The organism is Micromonospora sp. DH14, from assembly GCF_029809455.1.
GTDB classification, from domain to species: domain Bacteria; phylum Actinomycetota; class Actinomycetes; order Mycobacteriales; family Micromonosporaceae; genus Micromonospora; species Micromonospora parva.
In genome coordinates this window covers 238,314-254,161 of sequence record NZ_JARVKT010000006.1, presented here as the reverse complement: position 1 = coordinate 254,161, position 15,848 = coordinate 238,314, and the positions used below count along the sequence as shown (strand labels likewise).

Here is a 15,848-nt window from a genome sequence, read left to right as displayed (position 1 = left end):
GACACCCGCCGGTCCGGCGTGCCGGACGGGGTGACGCCGTCCGCTGTCGACGCCGGCCGGAAGCCCGCGGTGACCTCCCGGAACGCGTCCGCCCCCGCCGCCCAGGTGGACTCGGGCGTCAGCCAGGCGATGCTGTAGCCCTGACGCTTCCCGGTCGTGAAGGTGCGCTGGCGCGCGTGCATCGCGGTGCCCGCGTCACTGGTGTAGGCCCACTCCAGGTCGGCCGCCTTGAGCTGGTAGTTGACGGCGACCAGCTCGACCCGGCGGAAGTCGCGGTACCGCTCGCCGACGGCCGGGCCGCCCAGTTCGGTCAGCGGATCGCTGCGCGGCGAGTCGGTCCGGTTGACGACCAGCATCCGTTCGCCGTCCGGCTCGTGGAGTTCGACCCGCTGCCCGTGACGGACGATCCGCCAGTCGCGCGGCGCCTGCATCGAGAAGCCGCTGCCGTCCCGGTAGACCGACCAGGAGATCGGCTGAGGCGCGGCGGTGCTCGGCGCGGCACCGGTCCTCGACGGCGCACCCGGCACTGCGGCGTCCACCAGCTCCGCCCCGCCGCCGGTCGGCCGCTGGGTGGCCAGCGGAACCCCGACCGCCACGCCGAGCGCGACCACTGCCGCGAGGCCACCGAGAAGCCAGGCCCGCCGACGACCGGACCGTCCCGGACGGTCACCGTCCGCCGCAGCGGCCGACGATCGGGGTACGTCCGGCACGTCGACCGAGCCGGACCTGATCGCGGCCGGTGGTGGTGCGGCGGGCGCCGAGCGCCAGGTCACCGCGATCGGCGGGTGTGGGGTGCCGGCCAGCACCGCCCGGAGTAGTTGCTCGGCCGTGTCGGCGTCCATCCGCTCGGCCGGGTCCTTGCGCAGCAGGCCGGCCAGCACCGGCGCGAGCGGTCCCGCGCGTCGCGGCGCGGGTGGTGGCTCGGTGACCAACGCGGTGAGACTCATCAAACTCGACGGTCGGGCGTACGGCGACTGACCCTCGACGGCGGCGTAGAGGGTCGCGCCGAGCGACCAGAAGTCCCCCTCCGGACCCACGGTGCCCCGCATCGCCCGCTCCGGCGAGACGTACGCGGGCGAGCCGAGCACCACACCGCTGAGGGTCAGGTTCACGTCCTCGACGGCGGTGGCCAGGCCGAAGTCGGTGAGCACGATCCGGCCGTCCACACCGATGAGGATGTTCGCCGGTTTGACGTCGCGGTGCATGATCCCGGCGCGGTGGGCGGCGCGCAGGGCGCCGAGCACGGCCAGCCCGATCTCGGCCGCCCGCACCGGCGGGACGGGGCCGTCGGTGGTGATGGTGTCGTGCAGCGACCGGGACGGCACGTACTCCATCACGATCCGCGGGTCACCGTCGGCGCTCAGCAGCACATCGAAGACCCGGACGACGTTGGCGTGGTCGAGCTGCGCGATTGCCCGCGCCTCCCGAAGCGACCGGATCCGCAATTCCTGTCGGGCCTCATCGGTCAGGCCGGGCGGTGGAACGATTTCCTTGATGGCGACGTCCCGGTGCAGCATTCGGTCGCGGGCTTTCCACACTCGACCCATTCCGCCCTGGCCGATGACCTCGGCGACGTCATACCGATCGGTAACTGGAGGCGGCACCATCTGCGACACCCGAAGAGGCTACCTGGCACGATGTCGAACAATTTCCGGCGTCCGAAGCACGCCACATTCTGTGACCCGGCTCATCCCCACCGGGAATGTCGTTAATGGAGCCCGAGACGGTGCGGGCGCACCGTTGATCCACCAGGAATTGGCCAGTTGTTCACCGTGGCACCCGCACCCGTCGCGGCGGAGTCAGCCGATGTCGGCCAACCGGGGCAGCACCTCGTCGCCGAGCCGCTGGGCGAACTCGACCGGGTGCCGATCCGGGGTCACCTGCACCTCGCTCACGCCGAGCGCCGCGTACGCGGACACCTCGGCGAGGAACGCGTCGGTGTCGTCCAGCGGCGGCTGGGCGGCGACCACCGTCTTCTCGATGGTGTCGTAGTCGCGGCCCTCGGCGGCGCAGTGCCCGCGCAGCACATCCAGCTTGCGCGCGACGTCGTCGATGCCGGCGCGGCCGAACAGGTTGCAGGCGTCGGCGTACCGGGCCACCAGCAGCAGGGTCTTCTTCTCGCCCCCGCCACCGATCATGATGGGCGGGTGCGGGCGGCTCAACGGCTGCGGCGAGTTGATGGTCTCGGCGAGCTGGTAGTGCCTGCCGTTGAACGGGCCGTCGTCGGCGCTCCACATCTGCAGGCAGATGCGCAGCGTCTCCTCCAACCGCTCGAACCGTTCGGCCACCGGCACCACCGGCACACCCAGCCCGAGCTGCTCCCGCTCGTACCAGGAGGCGCCGATGCCGAGGCGGGCCCGGCCGCCGGAGAGCACGTCGAGGGTCGTCACGGTCTTGGCCAGCAATCCCGGGTACCGGTACATCACACCGGTGACCAGCACGCCCAGCGTCATCCGCTGGGTCTTCGCCGCGACGTAGGCCAGCGTGGTGTACGCCTCCAGCATCGGTTCGTCGGCCGCGAACACCGCGTCCATCTGGAAGAAGTGGTCCATCACCGTGAACGACGCGACGCCGGCCTGCTCGGCGCTGGCGGCGGCCTGGGCCAGTGTCGGTGCGATGGCGGCCGGGTCGGCCGGGGTCGAGTAGTTCCAGTAGTGCAGCCCGAGCTTCATGTTCGGCACCTCCGCAACGAGCCTAGTGCCGCCCGGCCCGCGCCGGGGCGGCTCCGCGCCGCCGACGGGTCGGGTCCGGTCACGTCCATTACCGGATCATGACAATTCGGGGATCACGCGCGGATATCCGGCTGGCAGCTTTCGGTGGGTGATCCAACAGACCACCGAGTCCCGGCCTACCGAACGGGAGCCCGACGCGACGCGTGTCCGGTTCCGCCACCGCCAGCGGACCGGACCCATCCCTGCCACCGCGTCCGCGCCCGCCGCCGGATCACCGCGGGCACAGTGGGCCGACGCCGCGAAGGGCGTGTGCATCGTCCTCGTCGTGCTGTGGCACGTGGTGGTGAAGGACTACCTCCAGATCGACTGGCACATCGGCGTACCGGTGCCGGGCTTCTGGGGAACGCTCGGTGAGCAGTTCCTCCCGCTGCGGATGCCGCTGTTCTTCACCATCTCGGGTGTCTTCGCGGCGAACGCCGCCCAGCGGCCCTGGCGGCTGGTCGCCCGCAGCCGGATCGCCGGGTTCCTCTACCTGTACGCCGTCTGGCTGCTGATCCACACGGCGGTGCTCGCCGCCGCGCCGCAACTGCCGACCGACCGGGCCACCTCGGCGCTCGGTCTGCTGGAGCAGCTCACCATCACGCCGTCCAACCTCTGGTACCTGTACGCCCTTGCGGTGTACTTCACGATCGCCAGGGCGACCCGACGGCTGGCCCGGACGCTGGTCCTGCTCCCGGCCGCCGCGCTGTCCGCCGTTGCCGCCGCCGGCCTGCTCGACACCCCGGGCAACCGTGCCGGTCTCTACCAGAACCTGGTCTTCTTCCTCGCCGGCCTGTACCTGCGACCGCAGATCGAACGGTGGGCGGCCACGGCCAACCGCCGCCGGCTGGTGCTGACCTCGGGGGCCTACGTCCTGGCGCTCGCCGCGATGGCGGTGACCGGCGCGCAGCAGTGGTTCGGTGTGTGGCCGGCGGTCTCCGTGCTGGCAGTGATCTTCGGCATAACCGCCGCCGCCCGGCTGACCTCCTGGTCGGCGCTCAGCGATCCACTGGCTAGGCTCGGCCGCATCACCCTGCCGATCTACGTCATCCACATGCCGGTCCTGGCCCTGCTGCACCGGCTGTTGCTCGTACCGGTTTCCGGGTTTGGTGGGTCTGCTCAGGGCCTGATCGTGCTCGGTTATCCGATTCTGCTGACCGGGCTGGTGATCGGCCTGAGCCTGGCCGTGCACCGCGCGCTGCTCGCGGTCCGCGCGGGCTGGCTGTTCGCGCTCCCCGGCCGGCGGCGGGTGGAGGCGGCCCGATGAGCATGCTCGCCGAAGCCCTGGTCGACCTGGACGCGATCTCCACCAACGTGCGGACGATCGCGTCGGTCACCGGCACCGGGCTGATGGCCGTGGTGAAGGCCAACGGGTTCGGCCACGGCGCGGTGCAGGTGGCCCGGGCCGCGCTCCGGGCCGGCGCCACCTGGTTGGGGGTGACCTCGACGGCCGAGGCGCTGAGCCTGCGCGAGGCGGGTGTGACAGCGCCCACGTTGAGCTGGCTGCACCGCCCGGACGACGACTTCGGTATGTTGATCAAGGGTGGCGTCGACATCGGCGTGTCCACGACGACGCACCTGCATGCCGTCGCCGACGCGGCCCGTCTGCTCGGCGCGCCGGCGATGGTGCAGCTCAAGGCGGACACCGGGTTGTCCCGCAACGGGGCCACCGGGGACGACTGGCCCGAGATGGTCGGTTGGGCCCGCAAGTACGAACGGGAGGGCGGTATCCGGGTGCGCGGGGTGTGGTCCCACCTCGCCGACGCCGATCTGCCGGGCGCCCCCGCGCTCACCCGACAGGTGGCGATCTTCGAGGAGGCGCTGCGGATCGCACGGTCGGCGGGTCTGGACCCCGATCTCGTCCACCTGGCCAACTCGGCGGCCGCGTTCTGCGCACCACAGACCCGCTTCGACCTCTGCCGGATCGGGATCGCCCTGTACGGCGTGGACCCGTTCGGCGCGAGCGGTCCCGGCGAGTACGGGCTGCGCGCCGCGATGACACTGCGGACGAGCGTGGTCAACGTCAAGCGGGTGCCGGCCGGCACGGGTGTCTCCTACGGGTTCGAACACGTGACCAGCGCACCGACCACGCTGGCGCTGCTGCCGCTCGGCTACGCCGACGGGCTGCCCCGGGTCGCGGGTGGGCGCGCCTCGGTGTGGCTCGGCGGCCGGCGGTGCCCGATCGTCGGACGCATCGCCATGGACCAGTGCGTGGTCGACGCCGGGGATCTTCCCGTGACGATCGGCGACCCGGTGGTGGTGTTCGGCCCCGCCGAGGGTGACCACCACCCTCCGACCGTCGTCGAGTGGGCCCGTTGGGCCGACACCAACCCGCACGAGATCTTGACCGGCATCGGGGCTCGGGTGGCCCGCGACCACCTCGACGGAAGGGCACGGAATTCATGACAACGCGACTGGCGGTCCTCTACGGCGGGCAGAGTGGCGAGCACGAGGTGTCCCGCCGCTCGGCGGCGAGCATCCTCGCCCACCTGGACCGGGAGCGGTACCAGGTCACCGAGGTCCTCATCGACCGCGACGGCGGGTGGCACGTCGACGGTCGACCGACGCCACTCCCCGCGGCGTTGCGTGTGCTGCGCGCCCAGGATGTGGTGTTCCCCGCCCTGCACGGCCCGTACGGCGAGGACGGCATCGTGTCGTCGCTGCTGGAATGGCTCGGTGTGCCCTACGTCGGCAACGGTGTGTTCGCCAGCGCCGCCGGCATGGACAAGGGGGTCACCAAGCGGCTCCTCGCGGCGGAGGGCCTGCGGGTCAGCCCGGGGGTGACCCTGCGTCCCGGCGAGGAGCTGTCGCCCGCTGACCAGCGCCGGCTGCAGCTGCCGGTCTTCGTGAAGCCGGCCCGGGCCGGTTCGAGCCTGGGTGTGGTCAAGGTGGACGACTGGGCGGGGGTGCCCGCCGCGCTGGAGCAGGCCCGTCAGGTCGATCCGAAGGTGCTCATCGAGCAGGGCGCGCGCGGACGCGAGATCGACGTGGCCGTCCTCCAGCACCCGGACGGGCGGGTGCAGGCCGGCCCGCCGTTGGAGATCAGGGTGAGCGGCGCCGGTTTCTTCGACTACGACGCGAAGTACGACGGCGGGGCGACGTTCCAGATTCCCGCCCCGCTCGACGCGGCGACCACCGAGGTGCTCCAGGACCGTGCGATCCGCGCCTTCCAGGCCCTCGACTGCCGCGGGTTGCTGCGGGTCGACTTCTTCCTGCCCACCGAGGGGTCGCCCGAGCCCATCGTGAACGAGGTCAACACCTTCCCCGGCTTCACCGCCGCGTCACAGTTCCCGCAGATCTGGCAGCAGGCCGGCATCGGGTTCGCCGCCCTGATCGACATCCTGATCTCCGGCGCGCTGGCCGATCAGGACCACCGCCACCACGGCGGCCTGCCCCGGCAGGCCCGGGCTGTCGACCTGGTGTGAGGCGGCGGCGGTCCGGTCACCTGGCGGGACACCGGCGGGCTGGCTGGGCACCGTCGGACCCGACGACGGTGACCGGACCCGAGCTCGCCACCAGGCCGGCCTGGGCGGCGGCGTCGGACACCGTGCAGATGATCTGGTCGGTCGCCGTCGCCGACAACGTCTGCGTCGTCCCGGTGACGCGCACCGTGAGACCACCGAACCGACCGGCCGCGGGCGTCACCTCGACCACCGGGTTCAACCCGGTCGGCACGTCGCTGGTCAGGCCCTGGCCGCGTTCGTTCGGCTGCGGGCCGGCGGCGAGCAGCGCAAGGGCCTTGGTCGGTGAGGAATCCCCCCTGGCCGGGCGCAGGACCAGCACCAGTTCGCCCTGCGCGACCAGGTAGAGCCCGACTCCCTGCGCGGGGCCGCTGACCGCGGGACGACCGGTGATGACGGCGCTGGGCCGTACCCCGCATCCCGTCAGCAGCGGGCCGAGCAGCAGTGCGCCGGCGAGCAGCGCCCGCCCGGTGCGCCGGCCGGTCACCGGGCACCCCCGGTGTCCGTCGTCTCGCGGGGCAGCCGGAGCGTGAAGACCGCGCCACCACCCGGGGCGTTGCCGGCGACGAGAGCCCCCCGGCGCTCGCCGTGGCGGTGCAGCCGCGCGTTCTCCCAGGAGATGGCGAGGCCGAGGCCGCTGCCCTCGGAGCGGGTCCGCGCGGTGTCGGCCTTGTAGAAGCGGTCGAACACGTGCGGTAACACCTCCGGGTCCAGCCCCGGCCCCTGGTCGGCCACCTCGATGGTGACCCAGTCCGGGTCGGCGCTCAGGCGTACGGTCACCGGCTCGGCACCGTGCCGGAAGGCGTTGCCGACCAGGTTGGCGACGATCACGTCCAGCCGGCGGGGATCGAGGCGGGCGACCACAGCGGGCGGCAGGTCGGCGCGTACCCGGTCGGTCCAGCCGCGGATCCGCAGGGTCGCGGTCACCGCCGCGCCCACGTCCACGTCGTCGAGGGCGAGCCGGGCCGTGCCGGAGTCGAACCTGCTGATCTCGATGAGGTCGTTGACCAGGTGGGTGAGGTTCTGCGTCTCCTGGCTGACCAGCCGAGCGGCCCGGCCCGCGTCCCCGGGCAGGTGCTCGGCCTCCTCGTCGAGCACGTCGGTGACCGCCGTCATCGCGGCCAGCGGGGTGCGAAGCTCGTGCGAGACGTCGGCAACGAAGCGGCGGGCGTCGGATTCCATCCGCCGAAGCTCACCGACCTGCCGCTCCAGCGTGCCGGCGGTGTCGTTGAAGGTCCGCGCCACGTCGGCCAGCTCGTCGACGCCCCGGACCGTCAGCCGGGTGCTCAGGTCGCCCTCGCCGAGGCGGCGGGCCGCTCGGCCCAGGTCGCGGACGGGTCGCAGGACTCCCCGGGCGGACAGCAGGGCCAGCAGGACGGCGAGGAGCAGGGACAACCCGCCGGTCCACCACGCCCTGGTGGCGAGCTGGTCGATGCTCTGCTGCTCGGGCAGGAGATCGCGCACCGAGTAGACCTCCAACCCGGACGGGTGGGCCGTGCCGTCGGGGCGCTCGAGCCGCAGTTGGGTGCCGATGAGCAGCCAGGGCTGCCCGTCCTGCGAAACACGCTGCCAGGCGATCTGACCGTCGCCGACCTCCGCCCGCAGCTCGGGGCTGAGCGGGGCAGGTGTCTGTGAGCCCTGTGCCCGCATGTCCCGGTAGATGACCACCGCGAAGCCCTCGCGGTCGGAGAGCCGCTGGGCCAGCAGGTCCAGGTCGTTCTGGGTCGGCGGAAGCTGGGCGATCGGGTAGACCTTGGTGAGCTGGTCGGTCAGCGACATCACCGCGGCGTCCTGCGCCTGCTGGAGGATGACCGTCCGGGCCTGGAAGTAGCTGCCGCTGGCCACGACGGCCGTGGTGGTGACCCCGAGCAGCGCGAACGCCAGCAGCAGCCGGACCCGCAGGCTCGATGCCTGGGCGGCGACCGAGCGCCAGAAGGTCACAGCGGCCCGAACCGGTATCCGAAACCACGCACGGTCTGGATGAAGACCGGCGCCGACGAATCGGCCTCGATCTTGGCGCGGACCCGCTGGACGCACGCGTCCACCAGTCGCGAGTCACCGAGATACCCGTGCTCCCACACGGCCTCCAGCAGTTGCTGGCGGCTGAGCACCTGACCGGGCGTGTGTGAGAGTTCGAGCAGCAGCCGCAGCTCCGTGGGGGCGAGGCTGACCGGCGACCCGTCCTTGCTGACCACCAGCGCCGCCCGGTCGATGGTCAATGCGCCGTGCTGTTCCAGGCCGGCCCGCTCGCCGCCGCGCCGAGAGTCGCCGCCGGTGCGTCGCAGCACCGCGCGGATGCGCGCCTCCAGGACCCGGGCCTGCACCGGCTTGACCACGTAGTCGTCGGCGCCGGCCTCCAGGCCGGCGACCACGTCCATGTCGTCGTTGCGGGCCGTGAGCATGATGATCGGCAGGTCGCCGAGCTGCCGGATCCGGCGGCAGACCTCGAACCCGTCCATCCCGGGCAGCATGAGATCGAGCACCACGACATCGGACGGGGCCGCGCGCAGCCGCTCCAGCCCCTGCTCACCGGTGCCCACGGCGTGCACCGTGTGGCCCTGCCGGGTGAGCGCCAACTGCAGTCCGTCGCGCACCGTCTGGTGGTCTTCGATCAACAGCACCTGGGACATGTCATCAAGTATCCCATCATGAGACCTTTCGGGTTTCGGTCGACGGCTGCGGCTGCGGCTGCGCGGGGCTGCGCGCCGCCCTCGGCACCGCGAAATCCGTCGAACGCACCAGGAACACCACAGCGCCCACCAGGAACATCGTCGACCCGGCTACGGCCACGATCGCGACCAGCAGCCCGCGCTGCACCGACGCGGCCAGACCGGGCACGACCACCACCAGCGCCCAGACCAGCACGACCAGCCCGACTGCTGCCTCGGCCAGCCTGCGCCAGAGGCCGCCGCCGGCCGAACCGCCGGCCGCGTCGTGGTCGGTGGCCCAGGCCGCCAACGCGGCCGCGGCCAGGAAGAACACTGTCACCCCCAGCAGTACGCCACCGAGCACGTCGCTGAACCGGTGCCAGCCCGCGATCATCGTGGCGGCGGCGATCACCGAGACTCCCGCCGCACCCGGCACCGCCAGCCAGCGCCGGGCCCACCCGGGCAGGACCAGCAGGAGCGCCAGCAGCAGGGCGGTCGCCGCCGCGACGTGACCGCTGGGAAAGCTGTTGTGGGTGGTGGAACTCTCGATCCGCAGGTCCGGGCGGGGCAGCTCTGTCTTCACCGCACCGGCCACCAGCACCGCGCAGACGACAATGCCCACGCCGACGACGCCCGCCACCAGCCGGCGACGCAGCACGCCCACCAGCAGCACCACGCCGAGCAGGGCGGCGATGAGCGTCGGGTTGCCGAAGGTGGCCAGCACGGTCTTGGCCGGGCCCACGAGCGTTGTCCGCTGCTCGTACCCGCCGCCGGATTGGGCGGGCGGCAGGAGCACCCCGTCCAGCCACTGCCCGGCATAGGTCCGCACGAAGACGGCGGCGGTGAGGGTCAGGGCGAGCAGACCACACAACGCCGCGGCGAGCAGTCGGAGCCCCAGCGGCACCGCCGCGCGGGCGTGGGGCAGCGGGCGCGCCGGACCGGGTGTCGGGCGCCCGACGGAGTACAGCGATCCGGTGGACATGGCGACCATGCTCGCCCCCGCAGGTCCGTACGCCGTCCTCGAATTGTCTTGGTTCTGTCACAAACACCCCCGCCGCTTCCGGAGAAGCGCATGGTCGGCGGTGGGGTCGGGTGGCCTGGCCGGCACAACGGGATTCACATGCTTACATGCAACTATGTTTTACCCAGCCGAGATCAGCCACCACTAGGGTCAGGACGCCGATCGATGTCTCGGTCGGCGGTGCGACAAATCCATCCGGAGTGATGTGGGGAACCGGAAGGTGTTGGCAAATGCAGGAAATTCCAGTCGCCAGCCTGGTCATCGGCATCGCATCCTCGCCGGCCGAGCGGCGACATCTGGCCCGGCTGCTCGGCGGCAGCGACGCCTTTCTGATCGTCTCGACAGTCGACCAGGCGCGAGAGTTTCTCGGGGTGGTCGAGGCGCCCGCCGCCCCGGCCCCGCCGACCACGGCGGCGCGCGCCGAGGTGATGCCGAGCCCGCAGCCCCCGCCGCCGGACCTGGCGGTCGACTCCGACCGTCGGGTGCTGCGGTGGCGTGACCAGGAGATCGACCTGACCCGGTTGGAGCACGACGTGCTGCTCTGCCTGGTGCACGCCCCCGGGCAGGTGTGGACCTACGAGCGGCTGCACCTGGAGGTCTGGGGCAACCGGCACCTCGGCCGGGGCTCGGACATGCACTCGGTGGTCCGCCGGGTGCGCGCCAAACTCGCCAGGCTCAACGCCGCGGCGACGATCCACTCGGTACGCGGCGTCGGATTCCGGCTCGCGCCCGTCTGATCACCCCGGGCGCGGTCCGGCCCGCCTGGTCGAGGACCAGGCGGGCCGGACGTCACGCGGCTAGTGCTCGGCCGTCAGCACCGGATGGGCGCCAACCCGAAGTTCTCCACCGTCGGGGTCGCGGTGTCGATCCTGGTCTGGCGGGTCTGCGGCTTCCAGCCGTCCTTGGCCACGATCATCGTGAGCGGGTTGTTGCGGCGGTCCACCCAGTAGGCGTACTTGCCCTCGGCGTCGGTGGCGAAGGTGTACGACGCCGCCCACGAGTCGACCTGCACGACCGCACCGGCGAGCGGCGAGGTCGCACCCTGGCAGCTGGTGCCGGTGACCGTACCCATGAGCTTGCCCCAGGTCTTCGGGGGGTTCGCGGTCATGGTCACCGCGACCGGCGCGACCGAGTACGGGGTGTTCTCGGAGATCGCTACCGCGCCGGAGTAGGTGCCCGGCTGGTCCACGTTCGCCGTCAGACCGACGGTGACAGTGACCTTCGCACCCGGTGCGAGGGTGACCTCCGACTTGTCGACGGTCATCCAGCTGACGTCGGCGGCCGACTCGGAGCATCCCTCGAAGCCCGGGAGCACCTCGCTCTCGGGAGCCGCGTCGAAGCTGCCGGACGAGCCGCCGATCTTGTAGAAGCCGCACGCCGCGCCGCCGCGGTACCGCGCGGTGTTGGCGTTGGGCAGGTTGGACCACGAACCGGCGGCCGGGTCGAAGGCGAAGCCGGCGTTGCTGATGGCCCCGCCCTGCGAACCACCGACGACGAGCAGCTTGCCGCTGGCGACGGCGTACGCGCTGGCCCAGTTCTCGGTCGGCGCGTCGGCGACGGCGGTCCAGGTGTTGGCACCCGGGTCGAAGGCGTAGCTGGACTTCTGCGCGGCGGAACCGTCGTTGCCGCCGGTGCAGTAGAGGACGCCGTCGATCCCGCCGCAGGAGGCGAAGGCCACCGACTTCGGGTAGTTGGCCATCGACTCCCAGGTGTCACTGGTCGGGTCGTACCGCACCACGCTGTTCGACATCGGCGTGCAGGACGCGGTCGTGCAGCCACCGACCGCGTACAGCTTGCCGTCGACGACACCCTGACCGGCTGCGGCCCGCGGCGCCGGGTTGTCGGCCAGCTCGGTCCAGGTGTTGGCCCCGGGGTCGTACGACCAGGTGGCGGAGTCCGGGCCGGCGTCGCCCCAGCCACCACTGACGATGATCTTGCCGTTCACCACGCCGGCGGTCACGGCGTTGCGGGCGCCCGGAAGGTCGGCGATCGCCGTCCAGGTCTGCGCGGCCGGGTCGTAGGCGTAGTTCTTGGTGGTGGAGGCCTCACCGTTGCCGCCACCGATCGAGTACACCTTGCCGTCCAGGTTCACCACCCGGTTGTCCATGATCGTGGCCGGGTAGTTGGCGATGTCGGTCCACGGCGCCGCCTGGGCGGCAACCGCCGGGGCGGCGGCCTTGGCCGCCTTGCCGGACGCCTTGGCGGCGAACGACGTGGGGACGGTGAGCCGCTGCTCCGGCGCGCCGCCGGAGCCGAGCACCTGCTGCCGGGTGACAGTGGAGCCGTCCGCCCGCAGGAGTTCGAACCCGTTGTCCCGCTCACCGAACTTCACCTCGACCGGCGCGCCGCCGGTGTTGGTCACCGTGAACGTCTTGCTGGTCTTGCCGTTGGGCATCTGGAGGGTGGCGCTGAGCTGCGTCGGCGTCACCGCCAGTCGGCCGGCCGCGAGCTGGAAGTTCGCGGTGGTCGCCCAGTCGGCCTCGACGGCGACAGTCTTGGTCTGGCTGACGTAGTTGCCGGCGGTCGCCGTGAACGGGTGCTCGCCGGTCAGCGACGAGTAGATCCAGTAGAAGCCGTCGGCCAGCCCCGGGTCGTCCGGGGTCGCCACCGTGACGGCCTTCTCGGCGGGCCGGTCCTTGCTGGTGACGGTCGCGCCGTTGACGTAGCTGCCGTCGTTCTTGTCACGGACGTTGCCGACGACCAGACCACCGTCGACCGGCACGCAGGTCACCTGGCTGCCGATCAGGACGTTGTCGACCTCCCACCACCACTCGTACGAGGCGTCGTAGTAGTGGAACCGGACCTGCACCCGCGCCTGACCGGCCGCCTGCGGGATCGGAATCTCGGTCAGCTTCGGTCCCCGGACGTCCGTCTCCTGCCGGAGCACGTTGGTCCAGGTGGCACCGCCGTCGATGCTCAGGTCGACGTCGGCGGTGTCGTCGTTGAGCTGGTTGAAGTCCTGGTTGAACCGGATCACCGGCGCGGTGACGGCGGTCAGGTCGACCACCGGGCTGACCAGGGAGGTGTCCTGGCTGGTGCCCGCGCCGTATTCGTCGCTGTCGATCATCGCGAAGTTGCCGCTGCCGCCGGTCAGGTTGCCCCGGTTGCCGTCGTCGGTGAACTTCCAGACCTGACCGCTGCCCGCGTTGTCCACGACGGTCCAGCCGGGCGGCGTGGTGGTGGCGTCGAAGGTCTCGTACTCACCGTCGGAGCCGAACGTGTACCCGGCGGCGGTGGTGCAGTCGGTGGTGTCCACCGGCACGGCGACGTTGGCGGTGACGTTGCCCGCGCCGACCACGACCTGCTTGGTGACGGTCTGGTAGCCGGGGTACTGCGACTCGTACGTCAGGGTGTACGTCTGCCCGGCCGGCAGCTTGATGCTGTAGCGGCCGTTCGACGGGGTGGTGTAGTCGTAGACGCCGGACACGCCGGCCACTGTCACCTTCGCGTACAACGGCCAGCCGTGGCCGGAGCCGTCGGTGACCGCTCCGGTGACGTTGACACTCGGCACCGCGGTGAGGGCGACGTTGAGCGTCGTGGTCGTGCCCTTGGCGATGGTTGCCGTCGTGGTGGTGCCGCCGTACCCGAACGCCGCGACGGCGACCTGGTAGTCACCGGTGGGGAGCTGGGTCGAGAACTTGCCGTCGGCGCCGGTGGTCAGCTCACGCTCGGACGCGCCGGTGAGCGTCAGCGTCGCGCCGGCGATCGGGGCGCCGGAGGTCGCGTCGGTGACCGTGCCGGCCAGCGTGCCGATGTCGCCGGTCGGGGCGGCGTTGAGCAGCGCGAGGGCGTCCAGTCGGCCTTCGCCGTAGACGTTGTTGTCGGCGGCGGTGCCACCGCACTGGTCGTCGGCCTTGTCGATCGCGGCGCCGTTGAGCAGTGCGCGGGTCGCGTTGACGTCACCGATCAGCGACGGCGCCGCCGAGTACAGCAGCGCGATCGCGCCCGCGAGGTGCGGTGCGGCCATCGAGGTGCCGCTGATGCTGCCGTAGGCACTGCCCGGGATGCTCGACCGGACGTTCACGCCCGGCGCGGAGATGTTGGGCTTGATCTCGCCGTTCTGACCGGCGCCGCGGGCGGAGAAGCCGGCGACGTTGTTGTTGATGTCGTACGCGCCGGTGGAGTAGTTGCTGGCGAGGCTGCCCGGCGAGCCGCTGGTCTGGCAGGCCGGTCCGCTGTTGCCGTTGGACCAGGTGCCGAAGATCCCGGACGCGGTCCAGGCGTTCGTCACGTCCTCCATGAACGGCTCGTTGGACGGGTCCCGGGTGCCCCACGAGTTGTTGATGATGTTCGGTCGCTTGCTCGCGTCCGCGTTCTGACCGTTGAGGTCCAGCGGCTCGAGCATCCACTGACCGGATTCGATCAGGGCGGCGTCACTGGGGCAGCACCCGTTCGCCGCGATCCACTTGACCCCGGGGGCGACACCGATCTGGTTCGCGCCGTCGGAGCCGGCCATGGTGCCCATCGTGTGCGTACCGTGGCCGTCGCCGTCGCAGGGAGCGGTCGCGCAGGCCCCGGTGGCGTTGGCGGCGTTGAACCAGTTGTAGTTGTGGTCGAAGGTGCCGTCACCGTTGTTGCCCCGGTAGGAGTTCACCAACGCCGGGTGGTCGAACTGCACCCCGGTGTCGATGTTCGCGATGGTGATGCCCTCGCCCTTGACGCCGTACTGGGACCAGACGTCGTCGGCGTTGATGTTGGCGATGCCCCACTCCAGGGCGTTCACCGTCTTCTCGTCGGCGCCCTTCGTCGTCTCCGGCACCTTGTACGCGACCGGGGCGTAGAGGCCCTCGACCTCCGAGTGGCCGGCGAACTTCTGCGCCATCGCCAGCGAGCCACTGTTCACCTTGATGGCGTTGGTGGCCCAGAAGGTCTGGTACTTCGTGCCCGAGCTGTCGAGGTCGGCCCGGATCTTGCCCTGGCTCGCCGCGGCGGTCTTGCGCAGCGCGTCCGCCACCGCCGTGCCGCGCTTCGACCAGTCCTTGATGGCGCTGGCCTTGCTCAGGTCCGCCCGGTCCTTGAACCGGATCCAGAAGTCGCCCTCACTCTTGGCCTGGAGCTGCTTGGCGAGTTCGGGTCGGATCTTGTCTCCGGTCGAGGTGCCCGCCCCCATCGCACCGCCCGGCGCGGCCTGCGCGCCCGAACCGATGGTGGCCAGGCATGTCGCGGCGAGAATCGTCGCCGCACCGGCGCTCACCAGCGATCTGGCTGCGCGTCGCCATTGTGGACGTCTGAACATAGGTGCTGCCTCCCTCAGAACGACCCAGGGTGTAGTGGGCCATGGTGGACCTCCCCATGCACCGCGCGGGTCACGCCGGTTGCCCGAGTGGACACTATGATCGAGAAGAACGGACGATCAAGAACTTGCCGTGAGCAACTTGTCGCTAAGAGTCGCAGTGGCCGGCGGCGCGCTTGCCAATCATTGTCAGGACCGTGACGAGAGCTGGGCAGGGATGCCCATCGATCCCGGGTGGTGCGGTGGCCAAGGACGAGGCAACGGTGAACAGCGGTGATCCGGCCGACGAGCCGTTCCCGCTGCTGATCGCGGTCACCCCGTCGCCGGCCGAACGGATCCGGCTCGCGGAGCTTCTCGACGGCATCGCGCCGCTGCTGCTGGTCGCCGACCTCGACGAGCTGCGCCGGCTGATCGCCGCTCCGCAGCAGGTCGCCGCCGCGTCCGAACCGGGGCCGGTCGCCACCCTGGTGATCGACTCGGCCCGCTCCAGCGCCCGCTGCGGAGAACGGGAGATCGACCTCACCCGGCTGGAACACGACCTGCTGACCTGCCTGATCACCGAGCCGGCCCGGGTGTGGAGCTACGCCGAGCTGCACCGGTCGGTCTGGGGTGACGAGGGGCGCGAACGCAAGGCGGACGTGCAGTCGTTGGTGAAGCGGCTGCGCCGCAAGCTGACCGACCTGGGCACCGGGGCCACCATCGACGTGGTGCGCGGGGTGGGGCTACGGCTGACCGATCACCAGCAGGCCCGGGTCGAACGGGCCTGACAGAAAC

11 protein-coding genes and 1 pseudogene are annotated in these 15,848 nt (G+C 71.3%); 5 read left to right on the top strand and 7 right to left on the bottom strand.

Annotated elements, in window-relative coordinates:
* Positions 1–44: 44 nt before the first annotated feature.
* Together QCZ28_RS11465 and QCZ28_RS11460 are read right to left on the bottom strand one after the other, a co-directional pair.
* Positions 45–1,607: pseudogene (locus QCZ28_RS11465) on the bottom strand (serine/threonine-protein kinase); the annotation flags it as partial.
* 192 nt (positions 1,608–1,799) lie between these two features.
* On the bottom strand, positions 1,800–2,672 hold the full coding sequence (locus QCZ28_RS11460) for an LLM class F420-dependent oxidoreductase (protein ID WP_279516606.1): 873 nt from the start codon (positions 2,670–2,672) through the stop codon (positions 1,800–1,802).
* A gap of 148 nt (positions 2,673–2,820) precedes the next feature.
* Here QCZ28_RS11460 and QCZ28_RS11455 point away from each other — a divergent pair, with 148 nt between their 5' ends.
* From QCZ28_RS11455 to QCZ28_RS11445, 3 genes are read left to right on the top strand one after another with little or no spacing between them, the layout of a single operon-like run.
* Positions 2,821–3,978 carry an acyltransferase gene (locus QCZ28_RS11455; protein ID WP_279516605.1) on the top strand — a complete coding sequence of 386 codons (1,158 nt, stop codon included), beginning with the start codon at positions 2,821–2,823 and terminating at the stop codon, positions 3,976–3,978.
* Complete coding sequence (gene alr, locus QCZ28_RS11450) at positions 3,975–5,117, top strand: alanine racemase (protein ID WP_279516604.1); 1,143 nt, start codon at positions 3,975–3,977, stop codon at positions 5,115–5,117. Before QCZ28_RS11455 ends, alr begins: the two co-directional genes overlap by 4 nt.
* The gene (locus QCZ28_RS11445; protein WP_279516603.1) at positions 5,114–6,136 is read left to right on the top strand and encodes a D-alanine--D-alanine ligase; all 1,023 of its coding nucleotides are present in this window, start codon (positions 5,114–5,116) and stop codon (positions 6,134–6,136) included. The genes alr and QCZ28_RS11445 overlap by 4 nt, the downstream gene beginning before the upstream one ends.
* A gap of 16 nt (positions 6,137–6,152) precedes the next feature.
* Here the strand turns inward: QCZ28_RS11445 and QCZ28_RS11440 are convergent, their stop codons facing one another.
* Genes QCZ28_RS11440 through QCZ28_RS11425 form a run of 4 tightly spaced genes read right to left on the bottom strand, consistent with a single transcriptional unit; the run spans position 6,153 to position 9,802 of the window.
* Positions 6,153–6,659: a hypothetical protein gene (locus QCZ28_RS11440; RefSeq protein ID WP_279516602.1), complete on the bottom strand. Its 507-nt coding sequence runs from the start codon at positions 6,657–6,659 to the stop codon at positions 6,153–6,155.
* The gene (locus tag QCZ28_RS11435; RefSeq protein WP_279516601.1) at positions 6,656–8,113 is read right to left on the bottom strand and encodes a sensor histidine kinase; all 1,458 of its coding nucleotides are present in this window, start codon (positions 8,111–8,113) and stop codon (positions 6,656–6,658) included. The genes QCZ28_RS11440 and QCZ28_RS11435 overlap by 4 nt, the downstream gene beginning before the upstream one ends.
* Positions 8,110–8,802 carry a response regulator transcription factor gene (locus tag QCZ28_RS11430; protein ID WP_279516600.1) on the bottom strand — a complete coding sequence of 231 codons (693 nt, stop codon included), beginning with the start codon at positions 8,800–8,802 and terminating at the stop codon, positions 8,110–8,112. Before QCZ28_RS11430 ends, QCZ28_RS11435 begins: the two co-directional genes overlap by 4 nt.
* Before the next feature lie 16 nt (positions 8,803–8,818).
* The gene (locus QCZ28_RS11425) at positions 8,819–9,802 is read right to left on the bottom strand and encodes a phosphatase PAP2 family protein (RefSeq protein ID WP_279516599.1); all 984 of its coding nucleotides are present in this window, start codon (positions 9,800–9,802) and stop codon (positions 8,819–8,821) included.
* Positions 9,803–10,071: 269 nt separating this feature from the next.
* On the opposite strand from QCZ28_RS11425, the gene QCZ28_RS11420 reads away from it, so the two are divergent.
* Positions 10,072–10,578: a winged helix-turn-helix domain-containing protein gene (locus tag QCZ28_RS11420; RefSeq protein ID WP_279516598.1), complete on the top strand. Its 507-nt coding sequence runs from the start codon at positions 10,072–10,074 to the stop codon at positions 10,576–10,578.
* Between the two features lie 74 nt (positions 10,579–10,652).
* Here QCZ28_RS11420 and QCZ28_RS11415 read toward each other — a convergent pair whose 3' ends face one another.
* Complete coding sequence (locus QCZ28_RS11415; protein ID WP_279516597.1) at positions 10,653–15,035, bottom strand: S8 family serine peptidase; 4,383 nt, start codon at positions 15,033–15,035, stop codon at positions 10,653–10,655.
* A gap of 281 nt (positions 15,036–15,316) precedes the next feature.
* Between QCZ28_RS11415 and QCZ28_RS11410 the strand changes: the two genes are divergently transcribed.
* Positions 15,317–15,841: a winged helix-turn-helix domain-containing protein gene (locus QCZ28_RS11410; protein ID WP_279516596.1), complete on the top strand. Its 525-nt coding sequence runs from the start codon at positions 15,317–15,319 to the stop codon at positions 15,839–15,841.
* The last annotated feature ends 7 nt before the right edge of the window (positions 15,842–15,848 follow it).

Bases quoted from the DNA above. Each gene is read 5' to 3' on its own strand.
- QCZ28_RS11460 (WP_279516606.1), bottom strand. From the start codon at position 2,672: ATGAAGCTCGGGCTGCACTACTGGAACTACTCGACCCCGGCCGACCCG.
- QCZ28_RS11425 (WP_279516599.1), bottom strand. From the start codon at position 9,802: ATGTCCACCGGATCGCTGTACTCCGTCGGGCGCCCGACACCCGGTCCG.
- alr (WP_279516604.1), top strand. From the start codon at position 3,975: ATGAGCATGCTCGCCGAAGCCCTGGTCGACCTGGACGCGATCTCCACC.
- QCZ28_RS11420 (WP_279516598.1), top strand. From the start codon at position 10,072: ATGCAGGAAATTCCAGTCGCCAGCCTGGTCATCGGCATCGCATCCTCG.
- QCZ28_RS11445 (WP_279516603.1), top strand. From the start codon at position 5,114: ATGACAACGCGACTGGCGGTCCTCTACGGCGGGCAGAGTGGCGAGCAC.
- QCZ28_RS11430 (WP_279516600.1), bottom strand. From the start codon at position 8,802: ATGTCCCAGGTGCTGTTGATCGAAGACCACCAGACGGTGCGCGACGGA.